Origin of the sequence: Tersicoccus solisilvae (assembly GCF_014643255.1) — a bacterium.
In the GTDB taxonomy this organism is placed as follows: domain Bacteria; phylum Actinomycetota; class Actinomycetes; order Actinomycetales; family Micrococcaceae; genus Tersicoccus; species Tersicoccus solisilvae.
Window position 1 is genome coordinate 1 of the sequence record NZ_BMJI01000003.1, and the last position, 16,874, is coordinate 16,874.

Below are 16,874 nucleotides of genomic sequence, written 5' to 3' on the forward strand. Positions count from 1 at the left end.
GTCGTCGCCGGGCCAGCCGCCGCCGGTACGCCGGTCGTCGCCGGGACGGCCGCCGAAACCGCGGGACTCGTCGTCCCGGCCGTACCGGTCACCGTTGCCGCGCGGTGCGCCGGCGCGGGGAGCACCGGAGCGCTGTCCGGCCGAACGCGGAGCGCCGGCGCCGCCGCGTCCTCCAGCGGGACGTCCCGCGCCGTCACGGCGGTCACCACCGGAGCGGGGCGCGCCGTCACGGCCGGCACCACCGAAGCGAGGCGCGCCGTCACGGCCCGCACCACCGAAGCGGGGCGCGCCGTCACGGCGCTCACCACCGGAACGCGGGGCGCCGTCACGGCGGTCTCCTCCGGAGCGGGGGGCGCCGTCACGGCCGGCACCCGAGCCGCCGGAACGCGGGGCGGATGAACGGGGGTTCGAGGAACGCGGGTTCGACGAACGCGAAGCGGAGTTCCGGCCGGAGCCGGATGCCGAGTCGCCTCGACGGCGGTTGGCCTCCCGGCCCGCGCCGGAAGCTGGCGGCTGAGTCATGGTGCTGCCTCACAGACAAATGGTGTGGAGTGTCCGGCTCGTCGGCCGGAAAGGAGATGCGCCCCGGGCCTGGCCGGGGCGAACGCGGCCGCGCACGGCCACCCTCCACTGTATCGCGAGGCCACCGGCGATGAGCGGCTCCGAGCTGACGGGTGCGTCACGACGCGAGCCACGCGACGTCGCCGAGTGAACGGGAAAGGCACGCATCCGCGCCGGATCACCGCATCTGCCGTCCACTCGGCGCGACAACGGAAGCGTGCGGTCGGCTGGCCGGCGGCGACCAGCCGAGTACCGGGTCGAGGCCGCGGGCGATCACCGCAGCAGGGACGGCGCCGCCGGCCCGCGCCAGGACGCGGGCGAGGGCGGGTGGCAGGTCGTAGACGCGGCCGGCCCAGCGGGAGCGGCGCACGATGTCGGCCGTCCGGCCGGCCCGCAGCGCGGAGTACCGAGCCAGTCCCGCGTCGACGCCGCCGGGATGCGCGAGCACTGCGCCCAGCGTGACCGCGTCCTCGAGCGCCTGACAGCCGCCCTGCCCCAGGTCGGGCGTCATCGCGTGGGCGGCGTCGCCGAGCAGGACGACCCGGCCGCGGTGGTGGACGCCGAGCGGTTGCGCGACGAAGACGGCGTCGGTACGGATCACGTCCGACGGTGCGACGGCGTCGAGCAATTGGGGGATCGGCCGGTGCCAACGGCCGAACCGGTCCCGGAGCACCGCCCGCTCGTCGGTGTCCGCGGAGCCGGTCGTGACCGGTTCGGCGTAGGCGGTCGCGTAGCAGTAGCACCATTCCGCGTCGACGGGCAGGATCGCGAACCGTTCCCCGCGCCGTCCCCACGTCTCCCCGACGGGGAGGCTGCCGTCGTCGTCGAGCGCGTCCCGGCGGCGGACCAGCATCCGCCACGTGGTGTAACGGGCCGGTGTCAGGCCGGGATGCGCGGGGAACAGGCTCGTGCGCAGTCGGGACCGGGCACCGTCGGCGACGACGACGAGGTCCGCCGCGCGCTCCCGGCCGCCCTCCTCCACGACCGCCGCCCGCGCGGCGCCGGGTAGCACCGAGGCGACCGTGACGCCGTGCACGAGCCGGTCCGCCGGGATCCGCTCGCGCAACCGCCGCAGCAGGGTCTCGCGGCGGGTGATGAGCAGCGGACGGCCGTAACGGACGCGGATGGCGTCGGTCAGGTCCGTCCGGGCCAGCCATCGTCCGGCCGGGTCACGCACGCCGCTGCTGCCGCCCAGCACCGCGCCGGCGGCGACGACGTCGTCCAGGCCGAGTTCGGCGAGCGCGCGCAGGGCGTTCGGCCAGAGGCTGATCCCGGACCCGCGCCCACCTGCGCCGACGGCGTCGACGGCTGCAACGGCGTCCGGCGACGATGCCGCGGGATGACGCTCCAGCACCGTCACCGACCAGCCGGCGGCGGTCAGCGCCAGCGCGGCAGCGGCGCCACCGACACCCGCCCCGACGACGATGGCCTCGCGCGTCATCCCGTCCCTCTCGTCCCAGGCCGCACCGGGCGCGTCGATGCGTCGGCGCGTCCTCAGCGGCACCGTACGCCGCACCACCGACATCGGCCACTGCCCCGGTGCCGTCCGCGGCGGGCATAGACTGTCAGCCTACTGATCATCGATGCGGAGGATCCGTCATGGCGCAGACAGTGGCCGCCCACCTGCTCGAACGACTGCGCGACTGGGGAGTGGAGAAGGTCTTCGCCTACCCCGGCGACGGCATCAACGGCATCGTGTCCGCGTTCGGGGAGGCCGACAACCAGCCGGCCTTCATCCAGGCCCGGCACGAGGAGATGGCCGCGTTCGAGGCCGTCGGCTACGCCAAGTTCACCGACCGGGTCGGCGTCTGCATGGCCACCTCCGGGCCGGGGGCGATCCACCTGCTCAACGGCCTCTACGACGCCAAGCTGGACCACGTGCCGGTCGTCGCCGTCGTCGGCCAGACCAACCGGACGGCGATGGGCGGCTCCTACCAGCAGGAGGTCGACCTGCTCAGCCTCTTCAAGGACGTCGCCAGCGACTACGTGCAGGTGGTGACCGTCCCCGAGCAGCTGCCCAACGTGATCGACCGGGCCATCCGGGTGGCGCTGACCCGCCGGGCGCCCACCGCCGTCATCATCCCCAACGACGTGCAGGAGCTGGACTACACGCCGCCGGCCCACGAGTTCAAGATGGTGCCCTCCAGCCTCGGCCTGGAGCCGTCCACGACGGTGCCCGACGACGACGCCGTCCGCCGCGCCGCCGAGGTGCTCAACGCGGGCGGCAAGGTCGCGATGCTCGTCGGTCAGGGGGCGCGGGGTGCGGCCGCGGAGATCGAGCAGGTCGCGGAGCTGCTCGGCGCCGGCGTAGCCAAGGCGCTGCTGGGCAAGGACGTCCTCGCGGACGACCTCCCGTTCGTCACCGGATCGATCGGGCTGCTGGGCACGCGGCCGAGCTACGAGATGATGCGCGACTGCGACACGCTGCTGACGGTCGGCTCGTCGTTCCCCTACAGCCAGTTCCTGCCCGAGTACGGGCAGGCGCGAGCGGTGCAGATCGACGACGACGGCGCGATGATCGGCATGCGCTACCCGTACGAGGTGAACCTGGTCGGCGACGCCACCGCGACGCTGCGGGCGCTGATCCCCCTGCTGACGCGGAAGGAGGACCGGAGCTGGCGAGAGGGCATAGAGTCCGACGTCGCCCGCTGGTGGGAGACGATGGACAAGGAAGCCCACGTCAGCATGGATCCGGTCAACCCGATGCGGATCTTCTCCGAGCTGTCCGCGGTACTGCCCGAGGACGCGATCGTCACCGCCGACTCCGGCTCGGCCGCCAACTGGTACGCCCGGCAGCTGCGGTTCCGCGGTCGGGTGCGCGGCACCCTCTCCGGCACGCTCGCCACCATGGGCCCGGCCGTCCCGTATGCCATCGGCGCGAAGTTCGCCCACCCGTCGCGGCCGGTGATCGCCTATGAGGGCGACGGCGCCATGCAGATGAACGGGCTGGCCGAGCTGATCACCGTCCAGCGGTACTGGCGCGAGTGGGAGGACCCGCGCCTCATCGTCGCCGTCCTGCACAACAACGACCTCAACCAGGTCACCTGGGAGCTGCGGGCGATGGGCGGCAGCCCCAAGTTCGCGGAGTCGCAGCGGCTGCCCGAGGTGGACTACGCGGCGTTCGCTCGGAGCCTCGGCCTGCGGGGCATCGCGGTCACGACCGAGGACGACGTCGCCGGCGCGTGGCGGCAGGCGCTCGACGCCGACGCGCCCACCGTGCTGGACTTCCACGTCAACGCCGACATGCCGCCGATCCCGCCGCACGCCACCCTTGATCAGGCGCTGAACTCGGCCAAGGCGGTCCTGGCCGGCGACGAGAACGCTCTGGGTGTGATCGCCGAGGGCATCAAGACGAAGGTCCAGGAGTTCCTGCCGCACAAGGAGGGCTGACGCTCAGCGAGCGCCGTCCCACCAGTCCAGGACGCGGGTGGCGAAGAACGTCAGCCACGGGGACGGCTCGCCGACGGGCACGTCCACGTCGAACCAGACCTCGCCGGGGTGCCGCCGCTCCTGAAGCCACCGGCCGTCCGGCTGCCGCTCCATGCGGACGCGCTCGACGGCGTCGGCCATCCGCGGGTCCGGCGTCGTGCCGTCGCGCAGGGCGGCGGCCCGCAGGTGGTCCGCGGCGCTGAGGATGTTGTACACCCAGCGCGAGGGGTAGGCGAGGCAGGTGGCCCACGGGCCGACGACGTCGCCGGTCGAGAGCCGGTACAGCAGCTTCCGCTCGAGCAGGTACTGCTCCCCCGCGTGCCGGACGTCGCGGAGCGACTCGTCCCCGGTGATCTCCTCCCACGCCAGCAGCCCCTTGACCGTGTTCAGGGTCGAGTGGAACGACGACCGCGTCGACCCCTCGACCCACTCGCAGTTCCAGCCGCCGTCGGGCTGCCGGTGCTCGACGAACCACCGGGCCAGCGCGGAGACGTCGGCACCGAGCCAGGCGCCGTTGGCCAGGGTGAAGGCGTTGATGCAGCAGTCGACCTCCCCGCCCCAGTACGGCAGGTCGTCGTACTCCCAGCGGCTGTTCGCCGCGAGCTTCTCGGCGGTGCCATCCAGGGCGGCCGGGTCGAGCCCCCACTCGCGCAGCGTCACGAGGCTCCACGTCGTGGCGGTGTAGGGCTGACCGTCCCACGCGCTGTCCTGCTCCGGTTCGGCGGCCGGGCTCCCCGATGCGGCGGCCTCCTGGGCAGCCCTCTGCCTGGCCTGCTGTTCCTCGATGAAGGCCTTCGGGAAGTAGGCGCCGCCGGCCCACTGACCGTCGTCGTCCTGCTCGGCGAGCAGGGCGGCGCCGTATCCCTCCGTCGCGATGCGGGCGCGCGTCGCCTGCCACGCCTCCGGTGGCGCCTTCGCCAGATCCCGCTCCACCTGCCAGCGCAGGGCGGGATCGGTGTCCAGGAGCCAGTCCTGCAGAGCCGGGTCGATCGCGGTGTCCGTCGCCATCACCGCAGGCTACTGGCCCGTCGCAGCGGGGGGCAGGCTCCCCGGCCGGATCGAGTGGCACCGCGGACGACCACCGTCCGCATGGTTCGCGGCTCGCGGGACGACGGGCGGGAACCTCAGTACCCGGCGTCGTCGTAGTCGTCGAGCGCGTCCAGGCCCGGCAGGTGCGGCGCGATCTGTGGCAGCTCGTCGATGCTGCCCAGACCCATCCGCTCGAGGAAGTATGACGTCGTCCGGTACAGCAGCGCCCCGGATTCCGGATCGGTGCCGGCGTCCTCGATCATGCCGCGGGCGGTCAGGGTGCGCACGACGGAGTCGACGTTGACGCCGCGGATCGCCGAGACGCGGGCGCGCGAGACCGGCTGCCGGTAGGCGATGACGGCGAGGGTCTCCAGGGCCGCCTGGGTCAGCCGCGCGGTCTGCCCCTCGAGCACGAAGCGGGAGACGACGGGCGCGAACTCGCTCCGGGAGAAGAACCGCCAGCCGCCGGCCACGTTGCGCAGCTCGAAGCCGCGCGGCGGCAGCCCGGCGGCGCCGTCGGCACCGTCTGGCCCGTATCCGTCGTACTCCGCCCGCAGCTGGGCGAGCAGGGTGCGGATCCGGTCCACGGGCAGCGCCAGGGCGGTCGCCAGGTCCAGCTCGCCGACCGGCTCGTCGACGACCATCAGCACCGCCTCCAGCGCGGCCTTCGCCCCGCCGGGCAGCGCGTCGAGGTCGAGCCCGTCCGCGCTCGGCCCGGCGTCCGCATCGCGCCCGTCGTCGACGGCATCGTCGACGCCCGTGCTCGTGTCCTCAGTCATCCTCCGGTCCTTCCTCCTCCGCGAGTGCGGGTTCACGCCGCCGCCGGACGGCGGCCGCGACGTCGGCGTCCGTCACCGCCGTCGCAGCTGCCGCGTCGTCGTCGGACGCGACCCCGAGACCGTCGGCGTCGTACTCCTCGGTCAGCGCCTCGGCGGACCAGTCCGTCTCCGGGGAACGCCAGTGCACGGTCAGCTCCCCCAGCGGGCTGACCTGGTCGAACCCCACCACCTGGTCCCGGTACATCTCCAGCAGCGCGAGGAAGCGGGCGACGACGACGAGCGTGGTGTCCGCGTCGGCGACGAGCGCCCGGAACGAGGCGGCGCCGTGCTCCTGCAACCGGTGGGCGAGGATCTCGGCCTGCTCCCGGACGCTCACCGCCGGCGCGTGCAGGTGCGCCAGGCCGACCTCGACCGGGACGGCGGGCTTCGGGGCCAGCGCCTTGGCGGCGAGCGCGGCGAAGTCCTCCGGGGTGGTCTTGAGGATCAGCTCGGGCAGGAGCGCCGCGAACTGCGGCTCGAGGGACACGAGTCGCGGATGGCGGCTGGACTCGGCGGCCAGCCGGTCCCCGATCAACCGCGCCACCTCCTTGAACGCCCGGTACTGCAGCAGCCGGGCGAAGAGCAGGTCGCGGGCCTCCAGCAGCGCGATGTCCTCCTCGTTCTCGACCTCGCCGGCAGGGAGCAGCCGCGCGGCCTTCAGGTCGAGCAGGGTCGCCGCGACGACGAGGAACTCGCTGGCCTCGTCCAGCGCCCAGTCCTGGCCGGAGGCCTGCAGCCGGCGGATGTACTGGACGAACTCGTCGGTGACGACGGCGAGCGCGACCTCGGTGATGTCCATCTCGTGCTTCGAGATGAGGGTCAGCAGCAGATCGAACGGGCCGGTGAAGTTCTCGAGCCGGACGGTGAACCGGTCCGACTCCGCCTCGGGGGGCACGGAACCGTCCGCGGCGGCGACGGACTGCTCAGTCACGGGCGGCGCTCAGCGGTGCTGCGGGCAGCGGCGGACGCGGCTCAGGGAGCCCCGCCGCGGCTGATCAGTTCCTTGGCGAGGTTCCGGTAGGACGCCGCGGCCTGGTGGGTGCCGGCGTACGCGGTGATCGGCTCCGCGGCCACGGTCGCGTCGGCGAACTTGATGGTCCGCTTGATCACCGTGTGGAACACCTTGTCGCCGAAGGCGTCGACGAGCCGGGCGAGCACCTCGCGGGAGTGCAGGGTGCGCGCGTCGAACATGGTCGGCAGCACGCCGTCGATCTGCAGGCCCGGGTTGAGCCGGTCCTGCACCTTCTCGATCGTCTCGACCAGCAGGGCGACGGCGCGCAGGGCGAAGAACTCGGCGGTGAGCGGGATGATGACGCCGTGCGCGGCGGTCAGCGCGTTGACGGTCAGCAGGCCCAGCGAGGGCTGGCAGTCGATCAGGACGACGTCGTACTCGTCGGTGACCTTCCGCAGCGCGCCCTGCAGCAACTGCTCGCGAGCCACCTCGTTGACGAGCTGGATCTCGGCCGCCGAGAGGTCGATGTTGGCGGGCAGCAGGTCCACGCCCTCGGTCTCGGTCTTCACGACGACGTCGTGGATGTCGACCTTGCGGTCGGTCAGCAGGTTGTAGACCGTCAGGTCCACCTCGTACGGGTTCACGCCCATGCCGGCGGACAGGGCGCCCTGCGGGTCGAAGTCGACGAGCAGCACCCGGCGGCCCAGCTCGGCCAGGGAGGCGCCGAGGTTGATGGTGGAGGTGGTCTTGCCGACCCCGCCCTTCTGGTTGACCATCGCGATGATCCGGGCGGGCCCGTGGGAGGACAGTTCGGGCGGTTCGGGGAACTCGATCGCCGGTCGCCCGGCGACGTCGAGCAGGGTGTCCTGCTTGCTCGTCACTGATCCATCACTCATCTCGAAAGTCGGCTGCACGTCGCCCTCGCCAGCGGTCGTGACGCATCCGGCGGTTCACGGTCGAATCGTCGGGCGCGACGCGCAGGCACGGCCCCGTGGTCAGGTTCCACCCCAGCGTAGCGGTAGGCCGTGGACGGGACCGGTCGTAGGTTCAGGTGGAGGTTGAAGGCTGGGGCCCGTCCGACGACGAGGTCCCCGCCCGGGCAGACCGGACGGGGACCTCGACGGTGCGGTGACGGCGGTGACGCCGGCCGTGGTGCGCTCAGCGGGTGGCGGAGCTGCCGGTCCCGGCGAGCCGGTCCGTCGTCGACCCGTCGACGGCGGGCTCGGCGGTCACCGACGTGGGCTCGTGCAGGTCGGCCTCGCCGTGGGCGAGCATCGTCGCCTCGTCGAACCTGTCGTCGCCGGAGAGCACGCGGTTCACCTGGCCGAGGTCGATCTCGCCGACCCACTTGCCGATCAGCAGGGTGGCGACGGCGTTGCCGGTGAAGTTGGTCAGCGCGCGGGCCTCGGACATGAACTTGTCGATGCCGACGATGACGCCCATCCCGCCGAGCAGGTCCGCCCGGTGCGCCTGCAGGCCGGCCGCGAGGGTGGCCAGGCCGGCGCCGGTGACCCCGGCGGCGCCCTTGGAGGCGATGATCATGAAGACGAGCAGGCCGATCTGCTCCCCCAGGCTCATCTGGATGCCCATGGCGTTGGCCACGAACAGGGACGCCATCGTCAGGTAGATCGCGGTGCCGTCCAGGTTGAAGGAGTACCCGGTCGGGACGGTGACGCCGACCACCGGCTTGGAGACGCCCGCGTGCTCCATCTTCGCGATCAGCCGCGGCAGCGCCGTCTCGGAGGACGAGGTGGAGAAGATCAGCAGGTACTCGCGGCCCAGGTACTTCATCAGCTTGAGGATGCTGACCCCGGTGACCACCTTCAGCAGCGTGCCGAGCACACCGACGATGAACACGGCGCAGGTGAGGTAGAAGGCGGCCATCAGCAGGAACATGGCGCCGACGGCGGCCCAGCCGGTGCTGCCGACAACGGCGGCGATGGCGCCGAACGCGCCGATCGGGGCGACCCACATGATCATGGTGAGGATCCGGAACACGACGCCCTGGACCAGGGTCAGCCCCTTGATCAGCGGCTGCGCCGTCGGGCCCATCTGCTGCAGCGCGAACCCGACGAGCAGGGCCACGAACAGCACGGGCAGCACCGGGACGGAGCCCGGGATGATCTCCATCAGGAACTTGACCGTCGGATCGACGTCCCCGGCGGCGGCCGGGTTGTACGGGGTGAGCTTCAGCCCGGTGCCCGGGTGCACGAAGTTGCCCACCACCAGGCCGATGGCCAGGGCGAACGTCGACATCGCGATGAAGTAGACCAGGGCCAGGCCGCCGACCTTGCCGACCGTGGCGGCCTTCGCGATCGAGCCGATGCCGAGCACGATGGTGCAGAAGATGACCGGGCCGATCATCATCTTGATCAGGTTGACGAACCCGTCGCCCAGCGGCTTGAGGCTCTTGGCGAACTCGGGCGCGACGAGCCCGACGGCGACGCCGAGCACCACCGCGGTGATGACGGCGATGTACAGCCAGTGGGTGCGGTCCTTCTTGCGGGCCGGGACCCCCGGCTTGGCGGCGGCTTCCGCCTGGTTCTCACTCATGGTGTCCCCTTCGACTCCGTGCTGGTTCCGTGCTGATGGTGGAGAATTGCTGGTCGGCTGCTGTACTCGCGCCCCGGGGATGCCCAGGAGACGCAGCTCACGGCCGCTCGTGTTCCACGATCCCACTGCTGTGACCCCCGTCACCGGTTGTGGTCATACTGGTCGCGGCGACGCCGTCCCTGTCATCCGTCCGAGCGTCCGGAGGTGGAGCGTGCACCCGTGGAGCATCGCGCGGCGTCTCTTCGTCGGGCAGCTGCTGTTCATCGTCTGTGCCACCGTCGTGGTGTCGTGGGTCGTGGTGACCCACAGCCGGGACACGCTCGCCACGCAGGCGGCGGCCCGGATGAGCACGACGGCGGTGACCTTGGCCGACAGCCCGTTCGTGGCGGAGGGACTGCGCGGGGGCGCCAGCTCGGACCGGTTGCGTGCCTACACGCTCGACGTCACCGCCCACGCCCGGCTCGACTTCATCACGGTGATGCGGCCGAACCGGACCCGGGTGACGCACCCGAATCCGGCCGAGATCGGCAGGCCGTACCTGGGCACCGTCGAGCCGGCGCTGCGCGGACAGGTGTTCACCGAGACCTACACGGGCACGCTCGGCCCCTCGGTGCGGGCGATCGCGCCGGTGAAGGACGACGCCGGGACGGTGATCGGCATGGTCGCCGTCGGCCAGACCACGGCGTCCGTCGAGTCGACCGCGCTCGCCCAGCTGCCGGCCATCCTCAGCATCGCGGCCCTGTTCGCCGCGGCGGGGGCGATCGTCTCGGTCGGGCTGAACCGGTATCTGCGGCGGGTCACGTTCGGGCAGGGACCCGAGCAGCTCGCCCGGATGGTGGTGGTGTTCGACGCGGCACTGCACTCGGTGGACGACGGGCTGGTGCTGACCGACGACGCGCACCGGGTGCTGCTGTACAACGACGTCGCGGCGGACCTGCTCGGGCTGCCGCCGGCCGCGGCGGCGGCCCGGCCGGTGGCGTTGGCGGACGTCACGCTGCCGCCGTCGATCGCCGAGCTGGTGCGCACCGGCCGCCGCTGCGAGGACGAGGTGCACGTGGCCGGGGCCCGCATCCTCGTGGTGACGCAGCGCGACGCCGTCAGCACGGAACGGACCGGCCGGTTCCGGGGGTTCGGCATCCGTGCGGATCGCCGGATCGGCCGGATGCTGACGGTGCGCGACCACACGGAGCTGACCGCCATCGCCGGGGAACTGCAGACCACGCGCACGCTCAGCGACGCCCTGCGGGCCCAGACCCACGAGCACGCCAACCGGCTGCACACCGTCCTGACCCTGCTGGAGCTCGGCCGGGCCGGCGAGGCCGCCGGGCTGATCGCCGGTGAGCTCTCCGGCAGCGCCGCGGGGACGGGGTCCGCCGATCCCGCCGTCGCCGCCGTCGTCCCCGAGCCCCGCACCGGCGCCCTGCTGGCGGCGAAGGCCGCGCAGGGCCGCGAGCGCGGCGTCGACGTCACGGTCGAGGCCGGTGCCGGCTTCGACCCGACCGACCGCGAGGCCACCGCACTGCTGACCGTCCTCGGCAACCTGATCGACAACGCGCTCGACGCGGCGGCCAGTGCCGGGCCGGCGGGCCGCTGGGTGCACGTGGCGCTGGGTGGGGGCGACGGCGAACTGGAGGTCTCGGTCGCGGACGGGGCCGCGGCCCTCACGGCCGCCGACGTCGAGCGGATCTTCACCCGCGGTTTCAGCACGAAGCCGGTTCCTCCGGACGCACCCCGGGCCGCCGGCCGCGGCGTCGGGCTGGCCCTGGTCCGGCAGGCGGTGGCGAGTCTCGGCGGGGACATCGACGTCGACGTGCGCGACGGCACGGTGTTCACCGTCGCCATCCCGCACCAGCCGGCGGCCGACGCCGCCGACGCGGACACCGTCGCGAGCCCGGCTCCTCCCGGCTTCCCGAGCTCCCCGGGCCCGTCGGGCCGGCCGCGGGACGCGTCCCCGCACCGAACGGTGCGGGACAGTTCCACCGGGGTGCCGCTGCCGTGACGGCCGACCTGCGCGTCTTCGTCGTGGAGGACGACCAGCTGACCGCGTCGCTGCACGGCGAGTACGTGCGCCGGGTGCCCGGCTTCACGCTGGTCGGCACCGCGCACACCCGGCGGGAGGCGGTCGCGGCACTGCTGCCCGACGGCGCCCGCGCCGAACCGGGCTCCCGGCCGCCCGCCGACCTCGTGCTGCTCGACATGAATCTGCCCGACGGGCACGGGCTCGCGATCTGCCGGATGCTGCGCGCCGCGGGCGCCGGCATCGACGTCCTCGCGATCACGGCGGCCACGGAACTCCCGGTGGTGCGCGAGGCCATCGCGCTCGGCGTCGTGCAGTACCTGATCAAGCCGTTCGGCTTCGCCGCCTTCGAGGAGAAGCTGCTCGCCTACGCCGCCTTCCGCTCCACCCTGACCGCGGGCGCCGTCGACGGCGGCGCGACGCAGGACGCGGTCGACGCCGCCCTCACCCGGCTGCGCGGCGCCCGCGCCCCGGGTGCCGCCGTCCCGCCGGCCGCGGACGACGGGGCCTCGCGCGCCGTGCGGACGCCGTCGCCCCTGCCGAAGGGCCTGTCCGAGACGACGCTGTCCCAGGTGGCGGAGCTGCTCGCCGGCAGCACCGAGGCGCTCTCGGCCACCGAGGTGCACACGGGCACGGGCATCTCCCGGGTCACCGCGCGGCGGTACCTCGAGTACCTGGCCGCGGTCGGCCGGGTGGAGAAGGAGGCCCGCTACGGCACGCCCGGCCGCCCCGAGATGGGTTACCGCTGGCACCCGTGAACCGGTTTCGCCCACACGACCACACGCTGATTGAGCGGGTTCCGATCGAATGACGTGCTCAACGAGCCCCGCATTCGGACGGAACCCGCTGACTCACGCCGAATCGGGGTTCGATCGGCAGCACACGGTAGCGTCGAACCAGGAGTCCGGGATCGGGCTCCCCATCCCTGCGACAAGGAGACGACGATGAGCGACCTTCCCGGCGACGTGCCCATGGAGGACCCGACGGCGGACGAGCTGGACCCCCAGGACGGCCGCGACGCGCAGCCGGTCGAGGGCGACTCGGGCGACCCGCAGCTCGTCGACGATCCGCTGCGTGACGAGGCCGAGTTGATGGACACGGGCTTCGAGCCGGTGGACCCGGATCGGCCGGCTCAGCGCGACATCTGAGGCGTCAGGGTCGCAGCGCCGGGCGGATCGCGTCGAGGACGTCGGGATCCTCGATGGTCGAGGGCACCACGTAGTCCTCGCCGTCGGCGATCTGGCGCATGGTCTTGCGCAGGATCTTGCCCGACCGCGTCTTGGGGAGCGCGTCCACGACGACGGCGGTGCGGAAGTCGGCCACCGGCCCGATCTCGGTGCGGACGAGGGCCACGAGCTGACGCTGCAGTTCTTCCGGATCCGCGGACACGCCCGACTTGAGCACGACGTAGGCGTTGGCCCGCTGGCCCTTCAGGACGTCCGCGACACCGATGACGGCGCACTCGGCGACGGCCGGGTGCGAACCGACGACCTGCTCGATGGCGCCGGTCGAGAGCCGGTGGCCGGCGACGTTGATGACGTCGTCGGTGCGCCCCATGACGAACACGTAGCCGTCCTCGTCCCGGTAGCCGGAGTCCCCGGTGGCGTAGAACCCGGGGAACGCCGAGAGGTACGAGGAGACGAACCGCTCGTCGCTGCCCCACAACGTCGTCAGGGTGCCCGGCGGCAGCGGCAGCCGGATGGCGATGTTGCCCTCCATCCCGGCCGGCAGCGGCTCGCCCGCACCGTCGACGATCGCGATGTCGTAGCCGGGCACCGGCACGGTCGGCGAACCCGCCTTGATCGGCAGGGGCTCGAGTCCGCGGGGATTCGCGCAGATCGCCCATCCGGTCTCCGTCTGCCACCAGTGGTCCACCACCGGCACCTTCAGGTGCTCCGCCGCCCACCGGTACGTGTCGGTGTCCAGCCGCTCCCCCGCTGCGAACAGCGTCCGCAGGGAGGAGACGTCGTGATCGGCCAGCAGGGACGCGTCGGGGTCGGCCTTGCGGATGGCCCGCAGTGCGGTCGGCGCGGTGAACAGCACCTCCACGCCGTGGTCGGCCACCACCCGCCAGAAGGCGCCGGCATCGGGGGTACCGACGGGTTTGCCCTCGTAGAGCACCGTGGTGGCCCCGGCCAGCAGGGGTCCGTAGACGATGTAGGAGTGCCCGACCACCCAGCCGACGTCGGAGGCGGTCCACATCACCTGGCCGGGCCCGACGTCGTAGATGTTGGCCATCGACCAGGTCAGCGCCACACAGGCGCCGCCGGTGTCCCGCACCACGCCCTTCGGGGAGCCCGTGGTGCCGGAGGTGTACAGGATGTAGAGCGGATCGGTGGCCGCGACCGGCACCGGTTCGACCGGGGTGGCCGTCGCCATCAGGTCGTCCCACGACAGCCACGGCTCGCCATCGGCGGCGCCGTCGAACTCGGCCCGCCCGTGAGCGAACCCGTCCCGTTCGGCGACGATCACCGACCGCACGCGGTGACCGCTCAACCGCAGTGCCTCGTCGACCGCCGGCAGGTACTCGACGCGGCGCCGTGGCTCCACGCCGCCGCTGGCGGTGACGATGACGGCCGGCGCCGCGTCCTGCACCCGGCTGGCGAGTTCACGGGGTGCGAAGCCGCCGAACACCACCGAGTGCACGGCCCCGATCCGGGCACACGCGAGCATCGCGATGACCGCCTGCGGGATCATCGGCAGGTAGAGGATCACCCGGTCCCCGTACTCCACGCCCTGGTCGCGCAGCACGCCGGCGAAGCGGCTGACCTCGTCCAGGAGCCGCCGGTAGCTGTACGTCTCCGTGCGGCCCAGCACCGCCGAGTCGTAGATCAGGGCGGTCCGCTCACCGTGGCCCGCGGCGACGTGACGGTCCAGCGCGTTGGCGCAGGCGTTCAGCCTGCCGTCGGGGAACCACCGGTAGAGCGGCGCGCGCTCGTCGTCGAGAGCCCGGGTCGGCCTGGCGGTCCACTGCACCGCGTCGGCGGCCCGCAGCCAGAAGCCCTCGGGATCGGTCAGGCTGCTCTCGTACTCGCGTCGGTAGTCCCCTGCGCTCACCGCGTGCCCCTCTGCTCGGTCGGTGTGATGCACCTCATGGTAGGGACGGCAGCCGGGTCGCGCCACCCCTGTGTATACATCGATCAAGAAAACACGCCCTTCTGTCGCATCTTGACGCTCCTGTGTATACACTGACGACCGTGCGGTGACGACGCCGACCGGAGAGGACGCAATGGGCAGGCGAGCCAGCGACATGGCGTACGTCCGGTTGCGCACGGAGATCGTGGACTGGCGGATCCCCCCGGGGACGGTGCTCGCTGAGGTCGAGCTCTCCGGCCGGTTGGGCGTGTCGCGCACCCCGGTGCGGGAGGCCCTGAGCCGGCTCGTCGCGGACGGGTTGGCCGCACCGCAGGGCGGTCGCGGGGTGACGGTCACGGCCGTGTCGCTCGACGACGCGCGGGATCTGTTCGACGTGCGCGTCGCGCTCGACGGGCGCGCTGCCGCCCTCGCGGCCCGACGAGCGGATCCGGCCGTCTTCGCCGAACTCGGTGACCGATTGCGCGCCGCAGCGGACGTCCTCCGGCTCGACGAGGACCGGTCCGGCAACGACACCGACGCCTACTATGCGCTGGTCGCGCGGCTGGACGAGGCCGTCGACGACGCCGTCGCGAACCCCCACCTGTTCGAGGCGCAGCGCCGGCTGCGCGCCCAGCTCACCCGCCTGCGCCGTCTGGCCCGGGACAATCCCCGTCGCCTCGCCACGTCCGCCCTCGAACACGCCGCCATCGCCGACGCGATCGCCGCGGGCGACGCCGACCTCGCCGTCGCCGCGACGCGTCTGCACCTGGCCAACGCCCTGGCCGGGATCACGACCGCCATCACGGCCGACGCGCCGCGGCCGGCCGCCGCCGGCGTGGCTCCCTGACCCGCTCATCCGTCCCGTCCACGTCACCCGCTCCACTCGAGAGGACCTCCCACCGATGCAGACCCACCACGTGCGCGTCCACCGCAGCGACGAGAACCTGCCGCGCGAGCAGCAGCTCGCCCACCTGATCGCCGAGGTCGCCGCCGACCCGGTCGCCGTCGACGACGAGGTCACCGCCATGGTGATCAACCGCGTGATCGACAACGCCTCGGTCGCGATCGCGTCACTGAACCGCGGGCCGATCGTCGCCGCTCGCGCCCAGGCCCTCACCCACCCGGCCTCCCGCGGCGGGGCGGGCGCCCTGCTGTTCGGGCTCGACGGCGCGGCCGAGCACCGGACGTCCCCCGAGTGGGCCGCCTGGGCCAACGGCGTCGCCGTGCGCGAGCTCGACTACCACGACACGTTCCTGGCCGCCGAGTACTCCCACCCCGGCGACAACATCCCGCCGATCCTCGCCGTCGCGCAGCACACCGGCCGCAGCGGCGCGGACCTGGTGCGCGGCATCGCCACCGGCTACGAGATCCAGGTCGACCTCGTCCGGGCCGTCTGCCTGCACGCCCACAAGATCGACCACGTCGCCCACCTCGGGCCCTCCGCCGCCGCCGGCATCGGCACCCTGCTCGGCCTGGACGTGGAGACGATCTTCCAGGCCGTCGGCCAGGCCCTGCACACGACGACGGCCACCCGGCAGTCCCGCAAGGGCGAGATCTCCACGTGGAAGGCCCACGCGCCGGCCCTCGCCGGCAAGATGGCCGTCGAGGCGGTCGACCGGGCGATGCGCGGCCAGACCTCCCCCGTGCCGATCTATGAGGGCGAGGACGGCGTCATCGCCTGGCTGCTCGACGGTCCGCAGGGCGCCTACGACGTGCCGCTGCCCGCCGCCGGCGAGGCCAAGCGCTCCATCCTGGACACCTACACGAAGGAGCACTCGGCCGAGTACCAGGCGCAGGCCTGGATCGACCTGGCCCGCAAGCTGCACCGCGAGCACCCCGAGCTGGTCGACCCGGCGAACGTCGCGTCCGTGCTGATCAAGACGAGCCACCACACCCACTACGTGATCGGCTCCGGCGCCAACGACCCGCAGAAGTACGACCCGACGGCGTCGCGGGAGACTCTGGACCACTCGATCCCGTACATCTTCACGGTCGCCCTGCAGGACGGCGCCTGGCACCACGTCGACTCCTACGCTCCCGAGCGCGCCGGCCGGCCGGACACCGTGGAGCTGTGGCGCAAGGTCACCACGGCCGAGGACCCCGAGTGGACCCGCCGGTACCACTCCCTCGACATCGCGGAGAAGGCGTTCGGCGGTTCCGTGGAGATCACGCTGACCGACGGCCGGGTCATCACCGACGAGATCGCCGTCGCCGATGCGCACCCCCTCGGCGCGCGACCCTTCGGCCGCGACCAGTACGTCCAGAAGTTCCGCACCCTGGCCACCGGGCTGGTCGAGCCCGCCGAGATGGACCGCTTCCTCGACGCCGCCGCGCGCCTGCCCGAGCTGGGCGCCGGGGAGCTGGACACCCTCAACATCCAGGCCGCCGGCGGGGTCATCGACCTCGCCGCGGCCCCGGCCGGCCTGTTCTGAGTTTTCTT

At 72.8% G+C, this 16,874-nt stretch carries 14 protein-coding genes; 7 read left to right on the forward strand and 7 right to left on the reverse strand.

Going from position 1 to position 16,874, the window contains the following annotated elements; genetic code table 11:
* On the forward strand, positions 1–399 hold a 399-nt coding region (locus IEX22_RS15765), incomplete at its 5' end, for a hypothetical protein (protein WP_438816587.1).
* Positions 400–739: 340 nt separating this feature from the next.
* Here IEX22_RS15765 and IEX22_RS04025 read toward each other — a convergent pair.
* Positions 740–2,002 carry an FAD-dependent oxidoreductase gene (locus IEX22_RS04025; protein ID WP_188666622.1) on the reverse strand — a complete coding sequence of 421 codons (1,263 nt, stop codon included), beginning with the start codon at positions 2,000–2,002 and terminating at the stop codon, positions 740–742.
* Positions 2,003–2,160: 158 nt separating this feature from the next.
* Here IEX22_RS04025 and IEX22_RS04030 point away from each other — a divergent pair, with 158 nt between their 5' ends.
* Positions 2,161–3,951 (forward strand): thiamine pyrophosphate-requiring protein, encoded by a 1,791-nt coding sequence (locus IEX22_RS04030; protein WP_188666624.1) that lies wholly within the window; start codon positions 2,161–2,163, stop codon positions 3,949–3,951.
* Positions 3,952–3,954: 3 nt separating this feature from the next.
* Here IEX22_RS04030 and IEX22_RS04035 read toward each other — a convergent pair whose 3' ends face one another.
* The 5 genes from IEX22_RS04035 to IEX22_RS04055 all read right to left on the reverse strand — a co-directional run bounded on the left by IEX22_RS04035 (position 3,955) and on the right by IEX22_RS04055 (position 9,342).
* Positions 3,955–4,998, reverse strand: a complete 1,044-nt coding sequence (locus IEX22_RS04035; protein WP_188666626.1) for a squalene cyclase — start codon at positions 4,996–4,998, stop codon at positions 3,955–3,957.
* A 116-nt stretch (positions 4,999–5,114) separates the two neighbouring features.
* Complete coding sequence (gene scpB / locus IEX22_RS04040; RefSeq protein ID WP_188666628.1) at positions 5,115–5,798, reverse strand: SMC-Scp complex subunit ScpB; 684 nt, start codon at positions 5,796–5,798, stop codon at positions 5,115–5,117.
* Complete coding sequence (locus IEX22_RS04045; RefSeq protein WP_188666630.1) at positions 5,791–6,768, reverse strand: segregation and condensation protein A; 978 nt, start codon at positions 6,766–6,768, stop codon at positions 5,791–5,793. Before IEX22_RS04045 ends, scpB begins: the two co-directional genes overlap by 8 nt.
* Positions 6,769–6,809: 41 nt before the next feature.
* On the reverse strand, positions 6,810–7,685 hold the full coding sequence (locus tag IEX22_RS04050) for a ParA family protein (RefSeq protein WP_188666632.1): 876 nt from the start codon (positions 7,683–7,685) through the stop codon (positions 6,810–6,812).
* Positions 7,686–7,947: 262 nt separating this feature from the next.
* Complete coding sequence (locus tag IEX22_RS04055; protein WP_188666634.1) at positions 7,948–9,342, reverse strand: cation:dicarboxylate symporter family transporter; 1,395 nt, start codon at positions 9,340–9,342, stop codon at positions 7,948–7,950.
* 211 nt (positions 9,343–9,553) lie between these two features.
* On the opposite strand from IEX22_RS04055, the gene IEX22_RS04060 reads away from it, so the two are divergent.
* The 3 genes from IEX22_RS04060 to IEX22_RS04070 all read left to right on the forward strand — a co-directional run bounded on the left by IEX22_RS04060 (position 9,554) and on the right by IEX22_RS04070 (position 12,507).
* Positions 9,554–11,341 carry a sensor histidine kinase gene (locus IEX22_RS04060; protein ID WP_188666636.1) on the forward strand — a complete coding sequence of 596 codons (1,788 nt, stop codon included), beginning with the start codon at positions 9,554–9,556 and terminating at the stop codon, positions 11,339–11,341.
* A complete protein-coding gene (locus tag IEX22_RS04065) occupies positions 11,338–12,117 on the forward strand; it encodes a response regulator (RefSeq protein WP_188666638.1) in 780 nt (259 codons plus the stop codon). Before IEX22_RS04060 ends, IEX22_RS04065 begins: the two co-directional genes overlap by 4 nt.
* Before the next feature lie 186 nt (positions 12,118–12,303).
* Positions 12,304–12,507 (forward strand): hypothetical protein, encoded by a 204-nt coding sequence (locus IEX22_RS04070; protein WP_188666639.1) that lies wholly within the window; start codon positions 12,304–12,306, stop codon positions 12,505–12,507.
* Positions 12,508–12,511: 4 nt separating this feature from the next.
* On the opposite strand, the gene IEX22_RS04075 is transcribed toward IEX22_RS04070, so the two are convergent.
* Entirely contained in the window at positions 12,512–14,416 is a 1,905-nt protein-coding gene (locus tag IEX22_RS04075; protein ID WP_229659762.1) for a propionyl-CoA synthetase, read from the reverse strand.
* Between the two features lie 172 nt (positions 14,417–14,588).
* Between IEX22_RS04075 and IEX22_RS04080 the strand changes: the two genes are divergently transcribed.
* Both IEX22_RS04080 and IEX22_RS04085 read left to right on the forward strand, forming a co-directional pair.
* Positions 14,589–15,281 carry a GntR family transcriptional regulator gene (locus IEX22_RS04080; RefSeq protein ID WP_188666643.1) on the forward strand — a complete coding sequence of 231 codons (693 nt, stop codon included), beginning with the start codon at positions 14,589–14,591 and terminating at the stop codon, positions 15,279–15,281.
* Between the two features lie 55 nt (positions 15,282–15,336).
* Positions 15,337–16,866 (forward strand): MmgE/PrpD family protein, encoded by a 1,530-nt coding sequence (locus tag IEX22_RS04085; protein WP_188666645.1) that lies wholly within the window; start codon positions 15,337–15,339, stop codon positions 16,864–16,866.
* Positions 16,867–16,874: the final 8 nt, after the last annotated feature.

Excerpts from the sequence above, each read along its gene's own strand:
- IEX22_RS04050 (WP_188666632.1), bottom strand. The coding sequence starts at position 7,685 with ATGAGTGATGGATCAGTGACGAGCAAGCAGGACACCCTGCTCGACGTC.
- IEX22_RS04080 (WP_188666643.1), top strand. The coding sequence starts at position 14,589 with ATGGGCAGGCGAGCCAGCGACATGGCGTACGTCCGGTTGCGCACGGAG.
- IEX22_RS04035 (WP_188666626.1), bottom strand. The coding sequence starts at position 4,998 with ATGGCGACGGACACCGCGATCGACCCGGCTCTGCAGGACTGGCTCCTG.
- IEX22_RS04085 (WP_188666645.1), top strand. The coding sequence starts at position 15,337 with ATGCAGACCCACCACGTGCGCGTCCACCGCAGCGACGAGAACCTGCCG.
- IEX22_RS04025 (WP_188666622.1), bottom strand. The coding sequence starts at position 2,002 with ATGACGCGCGAGGCCATCGTCGTCGGGGCGGGTGTCGGTGGCGCCGCT.
- IEX22_RS04055 (WP_188666634.1), bottom strand. The coding sequence starts at position 9,342 with ATGAGTGAGAACCAGGCGGAAGCCGCCGCCAAGCCGGGGGTCCCGGCC.
- IEX22_RS04070 (WP_188666639.1), top strand. The coding sequence starts at position 12,304 with ATGAGCGACCTTCCCGGCGACGTGCCCATGGAGGACCCGACGGCGGAC.
- scpB (WP_188666628.1), bottom strand. The coding sequence starts at position 5,798 with ATGACTGAGGACACGAGCACGGGCGTCGACGATGCCGTCGACGACGGG.
- IEX22_RS04030 (WP_188666624.1), top strand. The coding sequence starts at position 2,161 with ATGGCGCAGACAGTGGCCGCCCACCTGCTCGAACGACTGCGCGACTGG.